General features: G+C 47.9%; 2 protein-coding genes. Both read right to left on the minus strand.

All coding sequences use genetic code 11. From position 1 onward, the window contains the following. Positions 1–348 precede the first annotated feature (348 nt). On the minus strand, positions 349–882 hold the full coding sequence (locus HMPREF0372_RS05855; RefSeq protein WP_009257717.1) for an IbrB-like domain-containing protein: 534 nt from the start codon (positions 880–882) through the stop codon (positions 349–351). Further along, positions 872–2,191 carry a phosphoadenosine phosphosulfate reductase gene (locus HMPREF0372_RS05860; protein ID WP_007489795.1) on the minus strand — a complete coding sequence of 440 codons (1,320 nt, stop codon included), beginning with the start codon at positions 2,189–2,191 and terminating at the stop codon, positions 872–874. The genes HMPREF0372_RS05855 and HMPREF0372_RS05860 overlap by 11 nt, the downstream gene beginning before the upstream one ends. Between the last annotated feature and the right edge of the window lie 343 nt (positions 2,192–2,534).

The raw sequence follows: 2,534 nt of genomic DNA on the forward strand, positions 1-2,534 counted from the left end.
TCTCTCACGACCGCGCTCTATGTGAGCGCTTCTGTACGGCGATCCGCCCTCTGGAGGGCGGAAGACTGGGAGAACCCGTATGAAAAATGCGCCGTCCGGCCTGAGCCGGACGGCGTACATCTCTTTTGGTTAGTGTAATGTTTTTCGCGGACTGGAAAGCTAATGAAATGCGTGTGGACTCTAGATATTATCCGGTTTTACAATGATTTCTAAGCCCTCTGCCTCCCAGTTTATCTCTTTGCTTGTTACTCTTAGCCAATTACAGAATAAACCCTTTTTGTTCATAACACCAGCCTGAAGTACTGTTGTATGACGCTTACGCTATATGGGCACCATAAAAGCAATTTTCTATTCATCCTCCTCGACCGGACGCCATGCCTGCCCAAATTTTACATCTCGAAACAGCGCGGCCAAGCCGGTGATCTGTTTGAGTCGTAGGACTTCATCCTTGTCCATCCCCAAATGCTTGGCGATCCAGGCGTCGGACCGCCCAAGCTCATGCAGTTCCTTGATTATATTGCTCATCAGATCCACATTATGGGATCCTCTGGCACGGTTGTGCCGTATGGTACTTGCCATACGGTTGGAGAGAGGCTTGTCGATCACTGCCACTGGAAGCATTCCCTGCTCCCGTTCATAGATATCCCGGTGTTCCTTCATTACGCGCCAGCGGTGGAAGCCATCTACAATGGCATATAGATCCTGTTTGGCAGAGTAATAGCAAACGATTGGCTGGGTATATCCGTCCTCCAGAATACTGAGGTAGAGTAGTTTCATCTCCGGAGGCGCTACACTGTTTGGATTATATGTATTGGGGATGATCTTTTCAAACGGCACAGCAATAATACGATAGGCCGGACTGCGAAACGGTTCACTTGTCATTTATGATCCCCCTATACTTCCGCTTAAATAGATCGACCCGCTTCTGCTCTTGCCGGGTCAGGCCGAAACCCATAAAGCGACAGGTGTGGTCATTTTTCAAAATACAATAACACATCCGTTTCCAGCTTGGAATGTCTTTGGTACTCTTAATATCATCCGTATGATCCGGAATCGGTCCAAGAAAGACCACACGGGATTTTTTATCTAGTGTATAGTTGGATACACCGTTTCGTTGAATCTGATATCCATGTTCCTCTAACTCACGAATGACTTCCTCGGAGAGCCCGCCGCCCGTTTCGTGCCAGAACTGAATCGAGGTCTTGAATTTTTTTACATAATTGTTTTGAAGCCGCTTGGGCAGCGTATCCAGCAGGAACTTTGTGTAGGACTGCCAGGTATGCCCCTCTGGCAGAGTGATGCTGCGATAGCCCATGGCTTTGGTCCGACCATAGATCGCACCAAAGTTGGCCCCCCGCACCCGGCCGACCAGCCTGGTCCAAATCTCCGGATCAATCACCCGGTATAAATTCAGCGCATCCTTGGAGTAATCATTGAACGGAGAGGCCACCCGCATCTGGTCGATCTTGAGCCCCGCCTGATAATACAGATCATAGAGTCGATTATATTCATAGCCAAACCGGGAAATCGCGACCCACACATCCCTGTTAGACCAGTCATAAAGGGGAGAAGCGCACCACACATCCTTGAACTGCTTGGAGATCCAACATTCTCCCTTATAGCCATGTTTCTTATTGACAAATCCGCTGTACCTCTGCAACGATTCATCTGCCCGCAATCCCAACAGACAAACAGTGCGTCCACCGCCATGGCGTTCCTTATAAAAACGCCCAAACTGCTTAGCAAGGTCCTCCTGGTGCATCCGGTAGCGGTAATGATCGAACGGCTTATCCATATTGATGACATAGGAATAGCTGGGCATGGGACGCACCCACAGTTCAGGATGCCTGTCATCCCAGGGATACCAAAACATCTCATAGCTGGACAGGGCAGTTCGGGTAGCCATAGGCAGACATACCCAGTAGGGATCGACCTCAGACTCCAAACGCTCAAATGTTTTTGTGACATATTCCGTTGTCACTGTATATTGCGCCTCAAAATCCTGATGAAAGACGCCGACCGTCCGCTGTGGGTAATAAGTGCGCTTAAAATCCAGCAGGAGGTTCAGAAGAAGCCCACTGTCCTTACCGCCGCTGAACGAAACGTAGATGTTCTCAAACTCGCGGAACAAAAAATCAAAGCGCTCCTGTACTGCTTCATATACGTTTTTCTGAATGTATTCTCGTTTCATATCTCTCTATCTCAAAACGATGCAATGTTCGGTATGATTACTCTTTTGAAAATATTGTAAAAAATTTCCCCCCCCCCCATTAAATGCACGGACAGGAAACCGTGGTCATGTGTGCGACGACCAAACCAGCAGATGTTTAGAAGCCCGCTATTCAAGACCTGATCCTATTATGGTGTCCGTGATTGCATGATTAGGAGTTTGATTCGGCGCCCCCAAAAGCGAGCTGCAAGTTTACAGATGAAAATATTACCAAAATTATAACACTTTTCGACAAAAATCGCAATAGGAACAGGCGCCATCTCTATTTGTAAGTGTAGGACTACAATACATATTGGACATCTGA

This window comes from Flavonifractor plautii ATCC 29863 (assembly GCF_000239295.1).
GTDB classification, from domain to species: domain Bacteria; phylum Bacillota; class Clostridia; order Oscillospirales; family Oscillospiraceae; genus Flavonifractor; species Flavonifractor plautii.

What these genes read in the sequence shown, in the direction of transcription:
- HMPREF0372_RS05855 (WP_009257717.1), bottom strand. Translation starts at nt 882, where the DNA reads ATGACAAGTGAACCGTTTCGCAGTCCGGCCTATCGTATTATTGCTGTG.
- HMPREF0372_RS05860 (WP_007489795.1), bottom strand. Translation starts at nt 2,191, where the DNA reads ATGAAACGAGAATACATTCAGAAAAACGTATATGAAGCAGTACAGGAG.